Source organism: Modicisalibacter radicis, from assembly GCF_900961225.1.
Lineage (GTDB): Bacteria > Pseudomonadota > Gammaproteobacteria > Pseudomonadales > Halomonadaceae > Modicisalibacter.
The window spans coordinates 68055-86737 of the sequence record NZ_CAAHFN010000098.1 but is presented as its reverse complement, the minus strand read 5'-3'; the positions used below and the strand labels follow the sequence as shown (position 1 = coordinate 86737).

The following is an 18683-nucleotide window of genomic DNA, read 5'->3' as shown; positions in this document are numbered from 1 at the left end:
AGGAGCGCGCGTCGCTCGGGCTTACAGCAATGGGACGATGAATTATGAAAAGCGGCGGCCAGGGAGGCCACAAGCGATAGCGTCAGGCAGCGGCCACTTGTGATCGTCGCAGGTCGACACCATCTAGTTGGCAGGCGATTAGCAAGGACATTGTTTGACACCCGCAGCCACGGCCGAGCGCCGACTGCCACCGAACAGGGAGAAACCCATGCAGATCGATCTCACCGGCAAGCGCGCCATCGTCACCGGCTCCACCGCCGGCATCGGCTTCGCCATCGCCCAGGGCCTGGCCCGGGCCGGCGCCGAGGTGACCGTGACCGGGCGCACCCAGTCCCGTGTCGATGCCGCCATCGAGGCCATCGAGCAAGTCGTACCCGGGGCCGGGGTGACCGGCGTGGCCGCCGACCTGGGCAGCGCGGAGGGCTGCCAGGCGCTGATCGATGCCCGGCCCGAGACCGACATCCTGATCAACAACGTGGGCATCTTCGCCCCGCAGGATTTCTTCGAGATCGACGACGCCACCTGGCAACAGTTCTTCGACGTCAACGTGATGAGCGCGGTGCGCCTGTCGCGGCACTACGCCCAGGGCATGAAGCAGCGCGACTGGGGGCGCATCCAGTTCCTGTCCAGCGAGTCGGCGCTCAACATCCCCAGCGAGATGGTCCACTACGGCATGACCAAGAGCGCCGTGCAGTCGATCTCGCGCGGGCTGGCCAAGGTGCTCAGCGGCACCAACGTCACCGTCAACGCCATCCTGCCGGGGCCGACTCGCTCCGAAGGGGTGCTCGACATGATCAGGCAGGCCGCCGACCAGGCGGGCGTCTCGCAGGCCGAGATGGAAGCGCGCTTCGTCAGGGAGAACCGCCCCTCGTCGATCATCCAGCGCCTGGCGACGACCGAAGAAGTCGCCAACATGAGCGTCTACGCGGCTTCACAGCAGGCCAGCGCCACCACCGGCGCGGCGCTGCGCGTCGAGGGCGGGATCGTCGATACCATGGCGTGACGCGCTGACGTCGCGAGCCGTTGACACATAACTAGCGCTATCATCCCCTTTAGGCTCGTGGAGTCGCACGTGTCACGCACTGGGGACGATCGCCATGTTCAACATCACCGCCTGGAACCGTTTGCGCTACTCGCTGTACGCCCCGGTCTACGACCTGATCGCCGACCGCGCCTTTCGCCGGGCGCGGCGCCGAGCCCTGGATGCCGTGGACTGGTGGGGCGGACAGCGGGTGCTGGTCGTGGGCGCCGGTACCGGGCTCGACCTGCGCTACCTCCCCCGGCATATCGAACTGCACGCCGGCGATCTCTGCCCGGCGATGGTGGCACGCTTTCGCGCCCGCGCCGATGCGCTGGGCTTCGACTTCGACGCCCGCGAGATGGACGCCGAACGGCTCGACTACCCCGATGGCCATTTCGACGTGGTGATCATGCACCTGATCCTGGCGGTGATGCCGGACCCCGAGCAGGGCATTCGCGAAGCCTATCGGGTGCTCGCCGACGATGGTCAGCTGTGTGTCATGGACAAGTTTCAGCCCGACGATCACCCTTCGGGATGGGGCCGGCGCGCCTTGAACGGGATCACCAGCGTCATCGCCACCGACATCACCCGCCAGGCCGGCCCGTTGCTGCGCGGGGCGGGCTTCGTCATCGAGGAGGATCGACCGGTGATGATGGGCGCGCTGTTCCGGGCTCTGCTGGCGAGGAAAGCGCCGCCGGCGACTGTCGATACCGGGTCGCCCGACTAACGGTCGGTCATGGCGGCTAACCCAGGCGCTCCTCGCGCGGGGTCATGCCGAAATGGTTGCGATAGGCGGTGGAGAAATGCGCGCCGGAGGAGAACCCGGTCTGCAGGGCGATGTCGCCGACCGCCTGGTCGGTTTCGCGCAACAGCTTGCGGGCCTGCTGCAGGCGCAGGTCGAGATAGTAGCGGCTGGGCACCGCCTGCAGGTATTTCTTGAACAGCCGCTCGAGCTGACGTCGCGAGATGCCCAGGTGGGTGGACAGTTCGTGGGTGGTCAGCGGCTCCTCGACGTTGGATTCCATCAGCGTGACGGCATCGGTCAGGCTCTGCGGGGCGTGGCCGAGGCGCGAACGCAACGGCACGTGCTGCGGCTCGTCGCCCATGCGGATCCGCTCGCAGACGAAATGCTCGGAGATCCGCTCGGCGAGCGGCTGGCCATGATGCTGGGCGATCAGCGTCATCATCATGTCCATCGACGCGGTGCCGCCGCCGCAGGTCAGCCGATCGCGATCGATCTCGAACAGTTGCTGGCTGACCCGCACCGCCGGATGCGCCTGGACGAACGACTCGGCACTCTGCCAGGGTAGCGTGGCGCGATAGCCGTCGAGCACGCCGGCGCGTGCCAGCACCTCGGTGCCGCCGGCAATACCGCCCAGCGCCACCCCACGACCGGCCAGGCGCGACAGCCACGCCAGTAGCGCGGCATGCTCGCCGGCGACCGCCGCCGGGGCGCAGACGAACAGCATGTCGAGCGCGCCGGCATCGTCGCCGGCCACGCTGTGCGGCGACAGCGCCAGGTCGGCGGCGCTCTTTACCGCGCGTTCGTCGAGGCCGAAGGTCGATGGCGTATACAGTCGCTCGCCGGCCAGCAGGTTGGCGACATGCAACGGCTCCAGGGCACACGCCTGGGCGAGCAGCGAAAAACCCGGCAGCAACACGAAGCCGACCTGCCGGGGCACACCCGCCGGGTTACTCTCCTGGGGCATCGCGACGATCGAGTTCGGCGATGAAGGCGTTCGAACGCGCGATGGCGGCCTGCATGCGTTGGCGCAGCGCGACGACATCACGCTCCATGCCGTCGACCTCGCCGCGCAGCGCGCCGATCGCGCGGGCGTTGAGGTTGTGCTTGAGGAACAGCATGTTGTCGCGCATCGCCGCGAGCACCGGCTGCATGCTCTCGGCGGCTTCGTGCATCGCCTCGCGCAGTGCCGCGTAGCGCTCGCGAGTGGCATCGAGCTGCCGTTCGGAGAGCCGCCGGTACTCGTCGCTCTCGTAGAGCGAGAGCTCGTCCTGCCACTCGTCGAACAGCGCCTCGGCGACCTCCTCGATCGCCGCGATGCGCGCCTCGAGACGCTCGGCGGCGTTCTCGCTCTGCGCGTACTCGCTTTTCAGGCGTTCGTAGGCCCGCGACAGTTCGCTGTCGGGCACCTCGACCACCGCCCGGAACTGCTCGAGCGCCGAGTCGAACTGCGCCTGCGCATCCTGCTGGGCGTCGCGGCCATCCTCGACGCGGTCGACCAGCACATCGCGCTTGTGGATGCCGATCTCCTCCAGGGTCCCGTAGTAGACGCTCTGGCAGCCGGCCGCTGCGCCCAGCACGCCGAGCAGCAGCGCCCCCAGCAACAAGCGTCCCGCCCCGTGTCGGATGTTCCGAATCATGACCTCGCCTTACAGCTGGACGACGTCGTAGTCGGCGACCGGCTCGACCTCGGCGTCGTAGTCGACGTCGTCGCGCTCGAAGCCGAACAGCTTGAGGAAGTCATGCTTGTAGCCGGCGTAGTCGGTGATCTCGAACAGGTTCTCGGTAGTCACCTTCGGCCACAGCTCCTTGCAGGCCTGCTGGACGTCGTCGCGCAGCTCCCAGTCGTCGAGGCGCAGGCGCCCGGCATCGTCGGTCTCCGGCGCCGTGTCGGCGTAGAGACGGTCGCGGAACAGTCGGTTGAGCTGGTCGATGGTGCCTTCGTGCAGGCCCTGCTCCTTCATCACCTTGTAGACCATGGCGATGTACAGCGGCATCACCGGGATCGCCGCGCTGGCCTGGGTGACCACCGACTTGAGCACCGCGACATTGGCCCCGCCACCGCTCTCGCCCAGGCGCTTGTCGATCTCGCCGGCGGCGCGGTCGAGATCCTCCTTGGCCTTGCCCAGCGCACCGTGCCAGTAGATCGGCCAGGTGATCTCGGTGCCGATGTAGCTGAAGGCCACCGACCTGGCGCCCTCGGCGAGCACCCCGGCCTCGTCCAGCGCGTCGATCCACAGCTCCCAGTCCTCGCCACCCATCACCTGGATGGTATCCGCGATCTCCTGCTCGCTGGCCGGCTCGACCTCGGCCTCGATGATCGCGTCCTTGTTGGTGTCGATGGCGGTGGCGCGGTAGGTCTCGCCGATCGGCTTGAGCGCGGAGCGCTTGAGTTCGCCGCTGTCGGGCAACTTGCGCACCGGCGAGGCCAGCGAGTAGACCACCAGGTCGATCTCGCCGAGGTCCTGCTTGATAATCTCGATCGCCTTCTCGCGGGTCTCGTGGGCGAAGGCATCGCCGTTGATGGCCTTGCTGTAGAGTCCCTCCTCCTTGGCGAAGCGATCGAAGGCGGCCGAGTTGTACCAGCCGGCGGTGCCCGGCTTCTTCTCGCTGCCGGGCTTCTCGAAGAACACCCCCAGGGTGCTGGCACCGTAGCCGAACGCCGCCGTGATCCGCGCCGCCAGGCCATAGCCGCTCGAGGCGCCGATCACCAGGACCTTCTTCGGCCCCGCGTCGGCGGCCTTGCGTTCACCGAGCGCGGCACGCGTCGCCTGGATCTGCTCGAGCACGTTCATCGCGCAGCCGGTGGGATGGGTAGTGGTGCAGATGAAACCGCGGACCTTGGGTTTGATGATCACGTCAGACCTCGACTCTCTATTGGAATAACTTGGACGTTCCTTGCCTGAAGCCCCGTTTCACCGGGACCGGCCGATGCGGCTATTCTAGCGGTTTGCCGGCGCACTGTCCGCCCCGCTCCCCGGGCGTCGGACAGCCACGCGCAACGACCGCGCCTCGCAACACCGGCGCGTACCCTGCACACTCTATCGCCACCGAGGAGGCCCCTGCCATGAAGGATCCGCAAACCCTGGTCGACGAGCGGGGCGAACTGTGGCTCGCCCTGGCGACGCTGTGGCGGGAAAGCGAGCCCCGCGAAACCGACTACGCGCGCATGATCGAAGTGATCGAACGCCACGAGCTGAGTCTCGAGCAGCTGGAGTGGATCTTCCGTCTGGAACTCGCCCCGGTGCTGGCCCGGCGGCAGATGGGGGTCACCGACAGCTGGCGCGACATCGACGAGGATCGCCTGCTGCGTCAGCTGGTCGGTCACAATCGCCGGCTTCATGGCTGGCGCAAGGGCTTCTGGGCCCTGTTCTCGGGGCTCACCACGATGCTCACCCGGCCGCGCTGGAACACCCTGATGACCCGCCTGATGGTCGTCCGCGGCCAGCAGCCGCCGCGTTGAGGGGCCGGGGCGATGGCGGCTAGGCCGAGAAGGGGATCTGCAGGGCCCTTTCGAGCTCCGGCACGATGCTCAGCCGGTCGGCGCGCGGCGAGAAACGGCGGATCACCTGGCCGTCGCGGCCGACCAGGAACTTGGTGAAGTTCCACTTGATCGGGGTGCTGCCCAGCATTCCGGGGGCCTGACGGCGCAACAGCACGAACAGCGGATGCGCATGCCGGCCATTGACCCGAACCTTCTCCATGACCGGAAAGGTCACATTGTATTCACGCTCGCAGAAGGCCCCGAAGGCGCGTGCCGATTCCGGACTCTGGTGGGCGAACTGGTTGCAGGGAAACGCCAGCACGGTAAAGCCCTGGTAGCGATAGCGCCGATAGAGCCGTTCGAGCTCGGCGAGCTGCGGCGTGTAGCTGCAGCGGCTGGCGACATTGACCACCAGCAGCACCTGGCCACGCAGGGCGCGCAGATTGAAGGGTTCACCGCTCGAGGTGCGGCAATCTTGATTGTATATCTGCATAACCCATCTATTCGCTTTCGCTGAACCACGAAGATGACACGTCAGCCAGCGGCACGCCAGCAAGCCGATGCCCGACCCTCCGAGCCACACGCCTACAGAATAGCGACCGAAACACGACCTCCCACGATTTTAATACCCGGGCCAGTCACCTGTGCAAGTATCGGGCCCGGACGCCTGACGATAACGAAGAACCCCCGCCATCTCGGGATGGCGGGGGTTCTCTATGCAACGGCGACTCACTTCAGAATTCGAAGAAGACCGTTTCACCGTCGCCCTGCAGGCGGATGTCGAGACGATAGCGGGGTGTGCCGTTCGCGCCCTCTTCGCGCCGCGCGATCAGCGTCTGGCGACGTGTCGGCGACTCGATGGCACCGAGCACCGGGCACTCGGCATTGGCCTCGCCTTCGTCGTCGAAGTACAGCCGCGTCTGCAGGTGCACATTGATGCCCCGGGCGAATATCGCCAGGTTGATATGCGGCGCCATCGGCTTGCCGTTGGCCGCCGGCACCCGCCCCGGCTTGACGGTAGTGAACGACCACTCGCTGCCGGCCTCGGCGGTGGTGGCGGTACGCCCGAAGCTGTTGAATGGCCGGTTCAGGGCATAATCGGGCTGATAGTCGCCATGAGCGTCGGCCTGCCAGGCTTCGAGGAAGGCGTCGCGCACCAGATCACCGTTGCCGTCGATCACCGTACCGACCACCTCGATCAGCTCGCCGTCCGCCTCGGGCGTGGCCAGACGACTCCAGATCTCCTCGTCGCGCAGCGGTATCCCGGCGACATCCAGCGCCAGGCCGATATGCACATAGGGGCCGGCGGTCTGCGACGGCGTCTCGCGATACAGTACGCAACCGCCGTGGGTCGGTTGCTGGCTCAGGGTCGGTCGTTGACTCATAGCGTCGCTCCGGGTTCGAAGTAGGTCTGGAGTTCGCCGCGCGTGACGATATCGAAGCGATAGGCGAGGTAATCCATCGACCGGCTGCGCGCCATGTCGAGCCGTCCGATGAGGGTGTCGACCGCTTCGGGATCGTTGAGGGTGTGCACGATCGGACAGTGCGGAATCAGTGGATCGCCCTCGAAGTACATCTGGGTCACCAGGCGGGTGGAGATCGCCGGGCCCATCACCGACACGTGGATATGCGCCGGACGCCAGGAATTGATGTCATTGGGCCAGGGATAGGGGCCGGGGCGGATGGTACGGAAGTGATACCAGCCCTGCTCGTCGGTGATGCAGCGCCCCACCCCGCCGAAGTTGGGATCCAGCGGCGCCATGTACTGATCCTTCTTGTGCCGGTAACGGCCGCCGGCGTTGGCCTGCCACATCTCGACCAGGGTCTCGGGAACCGGCTTGCCGAGCTGGTCGACCACGCGGCCGAACATGACGATACGTTCGCCGATCGGCAGGCCGGCCTGCCCGGCGAGCGCGGGGTCTTCACGAAAGTTGAGCAGCAGGTCGTTGTCGTGCGGGCCCAGCCGCAGCGAGGCGAAGTTCGGTCCGGTGAGTTCGGAGCGTGAAGGGTGCTGCAAGCTCACCGGCGCCTGTCGCGGCGAGCGGGCCACGGTGGTCTTGTAGCCCGGCGCATAGGCCGGTGGATGCCAGTTGCGCTCGCGCGGGATGAAGCGCTTGTTGTCCGTGTTCTTCATGGGCGGTCCTCGATGGCTGGCATCGTCATGGAAATGAAAGCGGCCCGCCGAAACGAGCCTGTGACACCAGTCTCCCTCGCTTTCCAGGAGGCAGTGAAATGAAAAGTCGCCCTGGCCCTATAACCCATGGGTTATATCTATCCGCCCCGCGCGCACGCTGAAGAAAGGCCCGCTGGAACACCCTCGCCGCCGCTCGTCACCGCCCTGACAGCCCCGGGCCCTGGCCCAGGCCAAAGAGGTCGCCGTAGCGGACGCCTATATAGGCATGCTCGCGCATCAGCATCTCTGCCCGAGCGCTTTCGCCACGCGACAATGCCTGGAATACGAGTTGATGGTGCGCATGAGCCATGCGCAACTTGCCATATTCACGATCCAGCGCCGCGTCGTCGATGACGATCGAGTCGGCGGACGCGAAGGGCAAGTGATCGTTACGCGCGATCGCGTCGTGGATGACGCTACTGCCGGTAGCGCCGACGATGGCGCGATGAAAATCCTGATTGAGGCCGCTCCAGCCCTCGATATCCGCCTTGATCAGATAGCCCTTCTCGAGCAGAGCCTCGCCCCGATCCAGGCACTCCCGCAGCCTTGCCTCCACGACCTCGCTCATGCCCTGTTCCGCGAGACGCCGAGCCGCAAGCCCCTCGAGCGCGCCGCGCACTTCCACCGCGCACAGCACATCCTCTTCCGAGAATTGACGCACGACATAGCCGCGGGTGCCGGTCTTCTGCAGCAGGCCTTCCTGCTCGAGCGTACGAAAGGCCAGCCGCACCGGCATTCGCGAAACCTGGAGCCGCTCGGCGATGTGCAGCTCCTTGAGCCGCTCGCCGGGGGCGTAGACCCCTTCGCTGATGAGTTTTCGCAAACTGGCAATGACATCGAGGCGGCCACTTTTTCCCGATTTATCCGGCATCTAGGCGCTCCTGTCGCGTCCGATTTTTTGGATCCAACTAAAGGATAACTTGACGCTATACGGGCCAAAAACCTTTACTTTGGATCCAAAGAACAACAAAACTTACCAATCATGAGGAGATTACCATGTTCCCCAAGAACACCTGGTATGTGGCCTGCACACCGGATGAGATCGAGGGAAAGCCGCTGGGCCGCACGATCTGCAACGAACAAATCGTCTTTTTCCGCGCCGAGGGCGGCCAGGTCGCCGCCGTGGAAGACTTCTGTCCCCATCGTGGCGCCCCGCTGTCGCTGGGCTTCGTGCGCGACGGCCAGCTGGTGTGCGGCTATCACGGCCTCGAAATGGGCTGCGACGGCAAGTGCTCCAGCATGCCGGGACAACGCGTGCGCGGCTTTCCCAGCATCCAGGCCTACCCCGTCGTCGAGCGTCATGGCTTCATCTGGGTCTGGCCCGGCGACGCCGAACAGGCCGACCCCGATCAGATTCCCGAGCTGCACTGGGCCAACGACCCCGAATGGGCCTATGGCGGCGGCCTTTATCACATCGACTGCGATTATCGCCTGATGATCGACAACCTCATGGACCTGACCCATGAGACCTACGTGCATGCGTCCAGCATCGGCCAGCCCGAGATCGAGGAGGCCGCACCGGAAACCAAGGTCAATGGCGACGAAGTGCTGACCACCCGGCACATGGAAAACATCCCCGCGCCGCCGTTCTGGCAATCCGCGCTGCGCGGCAACAACCTCGCCGACGACGTGCCGGTGGATCGCTGGCAGATCTGCCGCTTCACGCCGCCCAGCCACATCCTGATCGAAGTCGGGGTCGCGCACGCCGGCAAGGGCGGCTACGACGCCCCCGCCGAATACAAGGCCGCCAGCATCGTGGTCGATTTCATCACGCCGGAAACCGAGACCTCGATCTGGTACTTCTGGGGCATGGCGCGCAACTTCAATCCGCAGGACGAGGCCCTCACCGAGCAGATTCGCGAAGGTCAGGGCAAGATCTTCTCCGAAGATCTGGAGATGCTCGAGTCCCAGCAGCGCAACCTGCTTCGCTATCCGGACCGCCGCTTGCTGATGCTCAACATCGACGGCGGCGGCGTTCAGGCACGTCGGGTCATCGACCGGATCCTCAAGGAAGAAAACGCACAGCCGCAACGGCAGGCTGCCGCCGGTTGATGGACATCGCATAACGAAAGGACCGGCGTGCGCGCCGGCCCTTTCCCGGTTCGCCGATTATCCGGCAGTAGGTCATTCCATGAACGATAGCACGCTGTCTCTGTTCGTCAGAGTCACCCAGAAGCGTCAGGAAACCGAAGACATCGTCAGCTACGAGCTGTCCGACCCCCACGGGCGTCCGCTGCCTGCCTTCAGCGCCGGCGCGCATGTCGATGTGCGCGTCAAGGAGGGCGTGATTCGCCAATACTCGTTGTTCGGCCACCCCGAGGAACGCGACCGCTACTTCATTGGCGTCCTGCGCGAGCCCACTTCTCGCGGCGGATCCGTCGCCATGCACGACGAGATCGAACAGGGCGATCTCCTGCAGATCAGCGCGCCCAAGAATCATTTCCCGCTCGAGCCCGCCAAGCGCTCGGTACTGTTCGCCGGCGGCATCGGCGTCACCCCGATCCTGTGCATGGCCGAGCGCCTGTCGCACACCCAGGCACAGTTCGACATGCACTATTGCGCCCGCTCGCGGGAGCGCATGGCCTTCGCCGACCGCCTTTCACAGTCGGCCTATGCCGACCGGGTGCATTTCTATTACGACGACGCCCCGGAAGCCGGCAAGCTCGATGTCGCGACCGTCGTCGGCGAGCCGGACGACGAGACGCATATCTACGTCTGCGGCCCCGGCGGCTTCATCGATCACGTCATGTCGACCTGCAAGGCGAATGGCTGGCCGTCGTCGCAGTTGCATACCGAGTATTTCAGCGGCGTGGAGACGAGTTCCGAGGACGACGAGAGTTTCGACGTGAAGATCGCCAGCAGCGGCGCGACCTTCTCGGTGCCCAAGGACAAGAGCGTCTACGAGGTGTTGAGCGAAAACGGCGTCGAGATCATGGTGTCGTGCGAACAGGGCGTCTGCGGCACCTGCCTGACACGCGTTCTGGAGGGCGAGCCGGACCACCGCGACCTCTATCTCGACGACGACGAGCGCGCCGCCAACGACCAGTTCACGCCATGCTGCTCACGCGCCAAGAGCAAGATGCTGGTGCTGGACTTGTAAGACCCACCTATCCATCCCCGCTGGCGGTGCCCTGATGCCTGACCCCGGGACACCGCCGTCCTCACGCGTTTCCTTCACGATGACCCGCGGCGCGATATGGCTGCGCTGCGTATCGCGCCATCGTTGCGAATATCGGCGGCGTTCCCGTCTCTTTCCTCTCGAGCGGCAGGCCCGCCAATAGGCGCCGAGTGGCGTCGCATCCCGGGCTGACTGCGTTTGGATTCTTTCCCACCCTGCGATGTTACCACTTGGTCGCATAAACAAACGTATAATGTCTCAAAATACGAGATTATTACACAATCAAAATCCCAAGCATGACAATAAGCCGTTCGCGAAGGTCTTAGGAGTCAATATGAGCCATCTCAAAATAAAAACTGTCGCTTTTGCGGCGCTTTTCCTGCTCGCCTCGGCGACACAAGCACAGCAACTCGGCATCGGCACGATGGGTCAGGGCACCAGTGGATATTCCATGGGGGCCGCAATTGCACGCGTGCTGTCGGAAAACGGCATGGACGCCCTGGTGCAACCCAGTGCGGGCACCAGCTCCTATCTGCCACTGATCGACATGGGGGAACTTGATCTCGGCATTGCCAATGCCATCGAGGTCAGCGATGCGATCTCGGGCCATGGCTACTTCGAAGGCCACGCCCTGGAACATATTGCGCCGGCCGCACGTCTCTATCCCTTTCGGGTGGGGGTCTTCGTGCGCGACGACAGCGACATGCAGACGGTTGCCGACCTGGCCGGGCACGCCGTGACCTACGGCTTCACCAGTCAGGCCACGATGAATCGCGTGCTCGACGCGATACTCGCCGCGGGCGGCCTCAAGCCATCTGACATCGAGCACGTCATGGTGCCCAATATCATTCGCGGTGCGGAGGCTTTCGTGGCTGGCCGGGCCGAGGGCGCCTTCTTCGCCGCCGGTTCCGGCAAGGTGACCGAGGTCGACGCTTCCACGGGCGGCGTCCGATTTCTGCCCTTGCCGGAAGACGACGAGACGGAATCCCGCCTGCAGGAGGTCGTCCCGCAAGCCTATATGGAGACCCTCGAGCCACGCGAGGGCCTGACGGGCATCGACACTCCCACGCCGGTCATGGCCTATGACTACTTGCTGGTCGTGGGTACCCATGTGCCCGACGAGACGGTGGCGCGCATCGTCACGATCCTGCGTGACAACAAGCAGGCGCTTGTCGACTCCTTCAGCGCGTTTCAGAGCATGGATCCCGAGGCCATGTATGTCGATATTGGCGTTCCCTACCATCCCGGCGCGCTCAATGTGCTGAACAACGACAACTAAGGAGCGCGACTCCCTCACGGACACCGCAACGGCTCGTCCGTGGGATGCGCGTCTCTTTCCGCGGTCGCAGCAGGCGCCCGGACCTTGCCACTATTTGATTGCTGGATGACCGCCATGACCTTCTCATCTCCAGGCACCCCACGACGATCCACTCCCTATGGCCTGCTGACGGTGACGCTGGCCACGATCATGAGTCTCTGCGCCATTCTTCAAGCGCTGGATGTCCCGCAGCGTCTGGGATTCAGCCTGTACACCGAACAGTATCTGGCCGCAATTCTGGCCTTCGCGCTCGGCATGGCCTTTCTCGTGGCGCCCCGTTTCACCGGACGGCTTCGCTTCCTCGATCCGACTCTGGCGCTGGCAGGCTTTTGTGCCGCGGGCTATATCGCCCTGAGCTACCCGACGATCGTCAACGAATTGGTCTACCGGCCCGTGGACGGCCTGGTCGTCAGCCTCGTTATCGGCTTGCTGACGATCGAGGCCGTACGCCGGCTGACCGGACCCGGACTGACTGTCATCGTGGCCCTGTTTCTCGCTTACGGCCTCGTCGGTTACCTGCTCCCCTTCGGGATGACGCGACAGATCCTGTGGGACCGGCTCGCGATCTACGTGGTCATGGACACCAACGGCCTGATCGGCTTGCCACTGATGGTCACGGCCAGCATGGTGTTTTCATTCATCTTTCTGGGTCAGCTTCTCGTCAGTTCCGGCGGTAGTGCATTCTTCAACGACCTGGCCCTGGCCCTGGTGGGACGTTCGCGAGGCGGGGCGGCGAAGATTGCAGTGGTCTCGTCTTTTCTCTTCGGTAGCGTCTCGGGCAGCGCGGTCGCCAATGTCGCGGCCTCGGGCGGCGTCACCCTGCCGCTGATGCGCCGGGCGGGTTACAAGCCCCACATGGCCGCCGCCATCGAGGCCCTGGCGTCCACCGGCGGGCAACTGGCACCCCCGATCATGGGGGCGGCCGCCTTCCTGATGGCGGAGTTCCTGCAGATTTCTTTCGGCACGGTGATCCTGGCGGCGGTGATCCCATCCTTGCTCTATTACCTGGCGATCTTCTTCTACATCGACGCCCACGCCGCCGCGAACGGCATGTCCCTGCCCGAGGACGTGGAAATTCGTCCGCTGCGACGCGTGCTGGCGGATGGCTGGCAGTTCGTCGCCCCTTTCGCGATCCTCATCTTCGGCCTCTTCGGCCTGAACTGGCGTCCGGAACTCGCCGCACTCGCAGCCGCCCTGGCCTTGGCCGTGCTGGCACTGGTGTTGCCCTACCGCGGCAAGCGCAGTCACCTGGGCGATCTGCTGCGCGCCTTTCCCGACGCGGGTAAAGGCATGATCGAGATCGTCATCATCGCGGCCGCCGCCGGGATGGTCATTGGCGTCCTGAATATCTCGGGCCTGGCGTTTTCCCTAACGCTGAATCTGGTGGCGATGGCGGAAGGTAGCCTGATGCTACTGTTGATCATCGCGGCGCTCGTCAGTGTCGTGCTGGGCATGGGGATGCCCACCGTAGGGGTCTACGTGCTTCTGGCCAGTCTGATCGGCCCCGCCCTCGTGCAAGCCGGGATCGACCCCATTGCAGCGCACATGTTCCTGCTCTACTTCGGCATGCTGTCGATGATCACGCCTCCCGTCGCCCTGGCCAGCTTTACCGCCGCGACCATGGCCGGCGCCGAAGCGATGAAGACCGGCTGGCAGGCGTTCCGCATGGGCTGGGTGGCTTACCTGATCCCCTTCGTCATGGTGTTCGAGCCCGGCCTGGTCATGCAGGCCGCCCCCGCCGACATCATATGGCAACTCATCGGGGCGCTGGTGGGAGTCTGGTTCGCGACCGGCGCCATCTACGGCTATCTGACCCGGTCTCTGGGCCTCATGGAACGCGTGCTTCTGGGTATGATTGCGCTGGCGGGAATATTACCGTTCTCGCTGGGCTGGGGTGGCTATCTGGTCAATCTGCTGGCCATCTGTGTAGGCGTGGTTCTCATATTTCGCACTCGGCTGATCCCGAGTCTATCTGGAAGGAGTTGATTGGTGGCCGAAGGAAGCTCCTCATCAAGCCTTACGCGGTTGATGTCGATCCTCGACATTTTCACCGAAACACGGCCGGAATGGTCGTCGGACGCCATGATAGCTGAGCTCGGTTATCCACGTCCGACGCTGTACCGCTATCTCAAGGTCCTGACCGACTCCGGCATGCTCGCCTCCAACGGACATGGCATCTACACGCTCGGGCCCAAGGTCGTCGAGATGGACCATCTCCTGCGGTTATCCGATCGTCTGGTCGGCATAGGGCGTCCCGTCGTCGAACGACTGACCGAACAGTACGCCTGTACCGCCTTCCTCGTGCGCTGGTACCGCAACCGACTCCTGTGCATGCACTCGGAGACGTCGCTGGAAGCCCCGCTCAGCAGCTATCCACGCGGTCGCGTCATGCCCATGAACCGAGGGGCCATTGCACGCACGATCCTCGCCCACCTGCAATCCCGTAAGGCGCGCAAGATCATCGAGTCCTTTGCCCCCGAAGGTCCCGAAGACGCCCGAAAAGCCTATATCGACGAGCAGATCTCGGCGCTGCGCGAGGTGCGCCGGAACGGCTACGCCATCGCGTTCGGCGAGGTCACGCCCGGCGTCGTCGGCGTCGCCTCGCCGATTTTCGATGAAGCCGCGGAACCCGCCGGTGCGCTGTGCATGACCATGCGCCAGGAAGACTGTCCCCGCGAGTTGCGCACCCTGATCACGCAGGCAGTGCCCGTCGCCGCCACCAGCATCACCGTAACGCTGCGACAGTCCCGTCACACCGGCGCGGAACACACCAACCTCCCCCCACAAGAGGAAGTTAAACACCAATGAAAAACCAACAAGATGCGGATGTCATCATTTCAGGGGGCGGCCCCGTCGGCATGGGATTGGCAATAGAACTTGGCCAGCGCGGCATCGACGTCCTGGTGATCGAAAAGCACCCTTCGCCGCAGCGCGTCCCCAAGGGACAGAACCTGACGCAACGGACGATGGAACATTTTCGCGTCTGGGGCGCCGAGTCCGAACTGCGCGCGGCCCGCACCGTGCCGTCCGGCTTCGGCATTGGCGGATTGACCAGCTATGGCACGCTGCTGGGCGATTATCACTACGACTGGATGAAGCGCGAACTCGTCCACTCCTATTACGGCGCCGACAACGAGCGGTTGCCACAATACGCCACCGAGGACGTCCTGCGCGCCCGGGCGGCCTCTCTGGACAGCGTGACGCTGCTGACCCGGCGGGAGGTACGTGAAGTTCGCGAGGATGCGGAAGGCGTGACCGTCACGGTTCACGACCGCACCGACGGTACGGAGGCGACGTTCCGCGCCGCCTATGCCGTCGGGGCGGATGGTAGCCGGTCGGCGGTGCGCGAATCCGCCGGGCTGACGCAGACCGTATTCGATCACGACCGATTGATGGTCCTGCTGGTCTTTCAGTCCGATACGCTGCACCGCGCCCTGTTGGACAAGCATCCCGGCAAGAGCTTCTTCAATGTCCTGCACCCGGATCTCCAGGGCTATTGGATGTTCTTCGGTCGCGTCGACCTGGAAGGCGAGTTCTTCTTCCATGCGCCCGTGCCCGACGGTGCCGATCCAGAGACCTTCGACTTCCAGTGGTACGTCGAACTCGCTGTCGGCCAATCCATCGACATGCATATCCGCCATCGTGGATTCTGGGACTGCCGCGTCGCCATCGCCGACAGTTACGGCAGTGGCCGCACCTTCATCGCCGGGGACGCCGCACATAACCATCCTCCCTATGGCGGTTACGGCATCAACACCGGCTTCGAGGATGCCCGCAACCTCGGCTGGAAACTCACCGCGCGCCTCCAGGGCTGGGGCGGTCCCGAATTGCTGGCCTCCTACGATGCCGAGCGCCGGCCGGTCTTCTGGTCCACCGCGAAGGACTTCATCGAAAAATCCATCGAGACCGATCGCGAGTTCCTGGCCACCTACGACCCGGCCACGGACCCGGCCGCATTCGAGGCCGTCTGGTCCGCCCGCGCGCGTGGTGCAGTCAACGAAGTCGGCGACTTCCAGCCCAACTACCGTGGCTCTCGCGTCGTGGCCGGCGTCCGGGACGGCACCGCCAGCGCAAAGGGCGCGCATAGCTTCACCGCTCAAGCTGGCTATCATCTCGCGCCGCGCGCGCTTCCCGAGGGCGGCACGACCCACGACCGGCTCGGCACGGGGTTTTCGCTGATCGCGCTCGGGCAAGCCAACGCCGCGGCACGTTTTGCCGATGACGCGACCCGGCTGAACATCCCCTTGACGGTCATCGAAAGCGCCGCCCCGGGGATGGAGGACGAAACGGCCGACTACGGCGCATCACTCATTCTCGTGCGCCCTGACCAGTTCGTTGCCTGGGCCGGCGACACGATACCTGATGACTTCGATGCAACCGGCATACTGAAATTAGCGGTCGGCGCTTGAGAGTCATGACAGAAACGTCGTGGATGCCAGGGCCCAGGGCCCTGGCATGCATCTCTAACACGCGTTTTTCCCAGCGTTGCTATCAGCCGCGAGCCGCCTGGCCAAGCCATCGATGAACTGCCGCTGCGTGAAGCTCAGCCCCGCGCTGCGCCGATAGGTCACGCCGATGTGTCGCCGGTTGTCCGGCAGCGTCACCGGCACGCGGACCAGGCCCGACGGCAGGTCCCGCGCCTTGCGCGGCGAATACAGCAACAAAGCCAGGCTCTGGCTCTCGCGCACCATGCTTTCGGCGAGATGGAAGGTCACGATTTCACAGGTCTGCACGGGCGGCGTCTTCCCCATGCCCAGGAAAAGGCGTTCGAAGTAGGCACGTATTGGCGTCCCGGTCGGCGCCACGATCCAGGTCTGCCGCACCAGATCTTCCATCGAGACGGGCGGTTCGGCACAGGGATGATCCGAGCGAGCCAGCACCGTGAGCTCTTCCTCGGAAAGCCTGACCTCGGCCAACTCATCATCCGGTCCTAGTTCCCGTAACAAGCCGACCACCAGGTCGATTTCTCCTCGGCGAAGGGCGTCCGTCAACATCACATAGCTACCGGGCAGCGCCGATAAATGCAATTGCGGATAGGCCACCAGCAAATCGCCGAAGGCCTGGGCGACACTGTCCTGTTCGCAAAACGGTGTCATCCCCACCGCCAATCGCCCCGTCACCTGCCCCGACAGACGACTCAGCTCCTCCTGGAGCGGCTGAATCTCGACACACAACCGATCGCGTAACGCGGCGAGTCTTTTCGCCAGTGGCTCGGCGCGCAATCCCTCTCCGGTGTGCCGGAACAAGGGGTATCCCAGCCTGACCGACAAGGCACCGAGGGTTCGACTGACATGCGACTGGGAGGTATTCAGCCACCTGGCCGCCGCGGTCGCCTTTCCCGTATCGATCACCGCAGCCACACACGCCAGGTCGCTCCAGCGCAAATCGAGGGGCAGCGGCATCCTGGTCAGTCCCGCCGCCATCAGCGAGTCGCGTTCATGTGTCATCTCGGCCATTACGCGGGCACAGCACCGGCGGACCACTTCCCCCTCCGGCGTTGGCTCAGCGCCGCTCCAGCCACGCTGAAACAGCGCGATGCCCAGCGCCGCCTCGGCACGATGGATGGCACGTGAAAGGCTGCTCTGACTGATATTGAGCACCTGGGCGGCCCGGGAAAAACCACGCTGCTCCGCCACCGCCAGGATGGCACGAATTTCACGAAGGGAAAGACTTGGCGACACCGCGTCATGCGACATTATCGAGACCCTTGGCAGCCGATTTTGACTATATCAAAGATGCAAAGCGCTATTTCATTTCCGCATGAGACGCCCTCTCCTTTTTCCCCTAACGTCAAGAAAGACGACATGGATCGGCAGCAAGAAGAGGCAACAACATGCATGGCCAACATCAAGCTGCAGTGGTTCTCGAGCGACAACCACTGACTGAACGTATCTGTGAAATCACCCTGGGGCTGACCGACGGCACGCCACTACCGGCGCCTCGCGCCGGGGCTCATGTCGAGCTGCGCTTTGGCGGAAATGATGGCCGATTCTTGCGCCATTATTCACTTGTCGGGCCACTCGAGCTCACCAGCGCTCATGAGCCTTTCTGGCGTATCGCCGTACAGCGCGAAAATCGCCGCCGGGGGTCCGATTACATCCACCGGCATTTCACTCCAGGTACCCCTGTGCTGATGTCTCCCGCCCTCAGCCCCTTTCGGCTGACTTCCGATGACGGCCCCGTTCTGCTCATCGCAGGCGGTATCGGCGTCACCGCGATTCTGCCCATGCTGCGCGCCTGCGTGATGCGCCGTCGCGATGTCCGAATGCTCTATGTCGGGCGCAGCCGTGCCGCCATGGCCTATGTCGAGGAGGTCGAGGCGCTGGGCGGCGACGCCGTCACGGTGCATGACGCGACGTCATCCCGTGGTCGACCGGACCTGAAGGCATTGCTCGCCCGGCAGCCCGCCGGTACCACGGTGTACGTATGCGGTCCTCCGGCGCTGATCGAGGGCACCCGCCAAGCGGCGCAGCAGTTGGGATGGCCGGCGGAACGCCTGCGCCACGAAGTCTTCAACGCCGCCCACAAGGAAGAGGATCAAGCCGTCACGGTCCACATCCGGGGGACGAGCGTTCACGTCTCGCCCGACCATACCTTGCTGGAAGCACTCGAAGCGGCTGGCGTCGAGACTTTCTCGGACTGTCGCCGTGGAGAGTGCGGCCTGTGTATCACCCCGGTCAGGCAGGTCGTCGGTGATATCGACCATCGCGACCGCTTTCTCACCTCTGATCAAAAACGCAGCAACCGGCAAATCGCCCTGTGCTGCTCTCGTCCCCGCTCGACGTCGATCGAGCTCGAACTCTAGACGATAAAAAAGCGATAAAGGA

General features: G+C 64.4%; 18 protein-coding genes. 10 read left to right on the top strand and 8 right to left on the bottom strand.

The window, feature by feature from the left end; translation table 11 throughout:
• The first annotated feature begins 208 nt into the window (after nt 1-208).
• Together HR9077_RS17560 and HR9077_RS17555 are read left to right on the top strand one after the other, a co-directional pair.
• Nucleotides 209-1003 (top strand): SDR family NAD(P)-dependent oxidoreductase, encoded by a 795-nt coding sequence (locus tag HR9077_RS17560; RefSeq protein ID WP_136068599.1) that lies wholly within the window; start codon nt 209-211, stop codon nt 1001-1003.
• A gap of 94 nt (nt 1004-1097) precedes the next feature.
• The gene (locus tag HR9077_RS17555; protein WP_136068598.1) at nt 1098-1748 is read left to right on the top strand and encodes a class I SAM-dependent methyltransferase; all 651 of its coding nucleotides are present in this window, start codon (nt 1098-1100) and stop codon (nt 1746-1748) included.
• A 16-nt stretch (nt 1749-1764) separates the two neighbouring features.
• Here HR9077_RS17555 and HR9077_RS17550 read toward each other — a convergent pair whose 3' ends face one another.
• Genes HR9077_RS17550 through fabV form a run of 3 tightly spaced genes read right to left on the bottom strand, consistent with a single transcriptional unit; the run spans nt 1765 to nt 4621 of the window.
• Complete coding sequence (locus HR9077_RS17550) at nt 1765-2730, bottom strand: GlxA family transcriptional regulator (protein WP_210725959.1); 966 nt, start codon at nt 2728-2730, stop codon at nt 1765-1767.
• Nucleotides 2714-3403, bottom strand: coding sequence for a DUF2959 family protein (locus HR9077_RS17545; RefSeq protein ID WP_136068597.1), 690 nt, complete (start codon nt 3401-3403; stop codon nt 2714-2716). The genes HR9077_RS17550 and HR9077_RS17545 overlap by 17 nt, the downstream gene beginning before the upstream one ends.
• Before the next feature lie 9 nt (nt 3404-3412).
• Nucleotides 3413-4621, bottom strand: a complete 1209-nt coding sequence (gene fabV / locus HR9077_RS17540) for an enoyl-ACP reductase FabV (protein WP_136068596.1) — start codon at nt 4619-4621, stop codon at nt 3413-3415.
• 209 nt (nt 4622-4830) lie between these two features.
• Between fabV and HR9077_RS17535 the strand changes: the two genes are divergently transcribed.
• Nucleotides 4831-5226: a DUF7079 family protein gene (locus HR9077_RS17535; protein WP_136068595.1), complete on the top strand. Its 396-nt coding sequence runs from the start codon at nt 4831-4833 to the stop codon at nt 5224-5226.
• Between the two features lie 19 nt (nt 5227-5245).
• On the opposite strand, the gene HR9077_RS17530 is transcribed toward HR9077_RS17535, so the two are convergent.
• The 4 genes from HR9077_RS17530 to HR9077_RS17515 all read right to left on the bottom strand — a co-directional run bounded on the left by HR9077_RS17530 (nt 5246) and on the right by HR9077_RS17515 (nt 8291).
• Nucleotides 5246-5740, bottom strand: a complete 495-nt coding sequence (locus HR9077_RS17530; RefSeq protein WP_136068594.1) for a glutathione peroxidase — start codon at nt 5738-5740, stop codon at nt 5246-5248.
• 241 nt (nt 5741-5981) lie between these two features.
• Nucleotides 5982-6632, bottom strand: coding sequence for a protocatechuate 3,4-dioxygenase subunit alpha (gene pcaG / locus HR9077_RS17525; protein WP_136068593.1), 651 nt, complete (start codon nt 6630-6632; stop codon nt 5982-5984).
• Nucleotides 6629-7381 carry a protocatechuate 3,4-dioxygenase subunit beta gene (gene pcaH, locus HR9077_RS17520; RefSeq protein WP_136068592.1) on the bottom strand — a complete coding sequence of 251 codons (753 nt, stop codon included), beginning with the start codon at nt 7379-7381 and terminating at the stop codon, nt 6629-6631. Before pcaH ends, pcaG begins: the two co-directional genes overlap by 4 nt.
• 196 nt (nt 7382-7577) lie before the next feature.
• A complete protein-coding gene (locus tag HR9077_RS17515; RefSeq protein WP_136068591.1) occupies nt 7578-8291 on the bottom strand; it encodes a GntR family transcriptional regulator in 714 nt (237 codons plus the stop codon).
• 125 nt (nt 8292-8416) lie between these two features.
• Between HR9077_RS17515 and HR9077_RS17510 the strand changes: the two genes are divergently transcribed.
• The 6 genes from HR9077_RS17510 (at nt 8417) to HR9077_RS17485 (ending at nt 16265) form a co-directional block, all read left to right on the top strand.
• Nucleotides 8417-9472, top strand: a complete 1056-nt coding sequence (locus tag HR9077_RS17510; protein WP_136068590.1) for an aromatic ring-hydroxylating dioxygenase subunit alpha — start codon at nt 8417-8419, stop codon at nt 9470-9472.
• Between the two features lie 79 nt (nt 9473-9551).
• Nucleotides 9552-10520, top strand: coding sequence for a PDR/VanB family oxidoreductase (locus HR9077_RS17505; RefSeq protein ID WP_136068589.1), 969 nt, complete (start codon nt 9552-9554; stop codon nt 10518-10520).
• 352 nt (nt 10521-10872) lie between these two features.
• The gene (locus HR9077_RS17500; RefSeq protein WP_136068588.1) at nt 10873-11817 is read left to right on the top strand and encodes a TAXI family TRAP transporter solute-binding subunit; all 945 of its coding nucleotides are present in this window, start codon (nt 10873-10875) and stop codon (nt 11815-11817) included.
• Nucleotides 11818-11922: 105 nt separating this feature from the next.
• Nucleotides 11923-13842 carry a TRAP transporter permease gene (locus HR9077_RS17495; protein WP_136068587.1) on the top strand — a complete coding sequence of 640 codons (1920 nt, stop codon included), beginning with the start codon at nt 11923-11925 and terminating at the stop codon, nt 13840-13842.
• 3 nt (nt 13843-13845) lie between these two features.
• On the top strand, nt 13846-14664 hold the full coding sequence (locus tag HR9077_RS17490; RefSeq protein WP_136068586.1) for an IclR family transcriptional regulator: 819 nt from the start codon (nt 13846-13848) through the stop codon (nt 14662-14664).
• Nucleotides 14661-16265, top strand: coding sequence for an FAD-dependent monooxygenase (locus HR9077_RS17485; protein WP_136068585.1), 1605 nt, complete (start codon nt 14661-14663; stop codon nt 16263-16265). Before HR9077_RS17490 ends, HR9077_RS17485 begins: the two co-directional genes overlap by 4 nt.
• A gap of 54 nt (nt 16266-16319) precedes the next feature.
• Here HR9077_RS17485 and HR9077_RS17480 read toward each other — a convergent pair whose 3' ends face one another.
• Nucleotides 16320-17552 carry a LysR family transcriptional regulator gene (locus HR9077_RS17480; RefSeq protein ID WP_136068584.1) on the bottom strand — a complete coding sequence of 411 codons (1233 nt, stop codon included), beginning with the start codon at nt 17550-17552 and terminating at the stop codon, nt 16320-16322.
• A gap of 137 nt (nt 17553-17689) precedes the next feature.
• On the opposite strand from HR9077_RS17480, the gene HR9077_RS17475 reads away from it, so the two are divergent.
• Nucleotides 17690-18661 (top strand): PDR/VanB family oxidoreductase, encoded by a 972-nt coding sequence (locus tag HR9077_RS17475; RefSeq protein ID WP_136068583.1) that lies wholly within the window; start codon nt 17690-17692, stop codon nt 18659-18661.
• Nucleotides 18662-18683 lie beyond the last annotated feature (22 nt).

What these genes read in the sequence shown, in the direction of transcription:
- HR9077_RS17560 (WP_136068599.1), top strand. Translation starts at nt 209, where the DNA reads ATGCAGATCGATCTCACCGGCAAGCGCGCCATCGTCACCGGCTCCACC.
- HR9077_RS17555 (WP_136068598.1), top strand. Translation starts at nt 1,098, where the DNA reads ATGTTCAACATCACCGCCTGGAACCGTTTGCGCTACTCGCTGTACGCC.
- HR9077_RS17550 (WP_210725959.1), bottom strand. Translation starts at nt 2,730, where the DNA reads ATGCCCCAGGAGAGTAACCCGGCGGGTGTGCCCCGGCAGGTCGGCTTC.
- HR9077_RS17545 (WP_136068597.1), bottom strand. Translation starts at nt 3,403, where the DNA reads ATGATTCGGAACATCCGACACGGGGCGGGACGCTTGTTGCTGGGGGCG.
- HR9077_RS17535 (WP_136068595.1), top strand. Translation starts at nt 4,831, where the DNA reads ATGAAGGATCCGCAAACCCTGGTCGACGAGCGGGGCGAACTGTGGCTC.
- HR9077_RS17530 (WP_136068594.1), bottom strand. Translation starts at nt 5,740, where the DNA reads ATGCAGATATACAATCAAGATTGCCGCACCTCGAGCGGTGAACCCTTC.
- pcaG (WP_136068593.1), bottom strand. Translation starts at nt 6,632, where the DNA reads ATGAGTCAACGACCGACCCTGAGCCAGCAACCGACCCACGGCGGTTGC.
- pcaH (WP_136068592.1), bottom strand. Translation starts at nt 7,381, where the DNA reads ATGAAGAACACGGACAACAAGCGCTTCATCCCGCGCGAGCGCAACTGG.
- HR9077_RS17515 (WP_136068591.1), bottom strand. Translation starts at nt 8,291, where the DNA reads ATGCCGGATAAATCGGGAAAAAGTGGCCGCCTCGATGTCATTGCCAGT.
- HR9077_RS17510 (WP_136068590.1), top strand. Translation starts at nt 8,417, where the DNA reads ATGTTCCCCAAGAACACCTGGTATGTGGCCTGCACACCGGATGAGATC.
- HR9077_RS17505 (WP_136068589.1), top strand. Translation starts at nt 9,552, where the DNA reads ATGAACGATAGCACGCTGTCTCTGTTCGTCAGAGTCACCCAGAAGCGT.
- HR9077_RS17500 (WP_136068588.1), top strand. Translation starts at nt 10,873, where the DNA reads ATGAGCCATCTCAAAATAAAAACTGTCGCTTTTGCGGCGCTTTTCCTG.
- HR9077_RS17495 (WP_136068587.1), top strand. Translation starts at nt 11,923, where the DNA reads ATGACCGCCATGACCTTCTCATCTCCAGGCACCCCACGACGATCCACT.
- HR9077_RS17485 (WP_136068585.1), top strand. Translation starts at nt 14,661, where the DNA reads ATGAAAAACCAACAAGATGCGGATGTCATCATTTCAGGGGGCGGCCCC.
- HR9077_RS17480 (WP_136068584.1), bottom strand. Translation starts at nt 17,552, where the DNA reads ATGTCGCATGACGCGGTGTCGCCAAGTCTTTCCCTTCGTGAAATTCGT.
- HR9077_RS17475 (WP_136068583.1), top strand. Translation starts at nt 17,690, where the DNA reads ATGCATGGCCAACATCAAGCTGCAGTGGTTCTCGAGCGACAACCACTG.